1 protein-coding gene is annotated in these 280 nt (G+C 48.2%); it reads right to left on the bottom strand.

Annotated elements, in window-relative coordinates:
* On the bottom strand, positions 1-280 hold a 280-nt coding region (locus tag AAEY78_RS12720), incomplete at both ends, for an FHA domain-containing protein (protein ID WP_352339690.1).

Here is a 280-nt window from a genome sequence, read left to right as displayed (position 1 = left end):
CGTCTGGTGCATCAATCACCATTTCGGGTTTGTCAGCATCCGTATCAACCGTAGATTCGCGCTCAACCATCGGCTCTTCAGCGACGACTGGCTGCTCTACAGCTTCATCCACTGCAACAGTCACCGGCGTTACAGTGAAGGCAAAACTGGCAAAGCCAAGCGTATCATTGGCTTCAAGATGCTTAGACTTATTACCGTCAATACGTTGCTCATTAATAAACGTACCGTTAGAGGAGTCCAAATCTTTCACGTACAGCTTGCCATTCAGTACGCTCAGTAC

It is taken from the genome of Psychrobacter sp. 16-MNA-CIBAN-0192, from assembly GCF_040309565.1.
GTDB lineage: Bacteria > Pseudomonadota > Gammaproteobacteria > Pseudomonadales > Moraxellaceae > Psychrobacter.
Note: the sequence above shows the minus strand (reverse complement) of the source record. Positions and strands in the feature narration are given on the sequence as shown.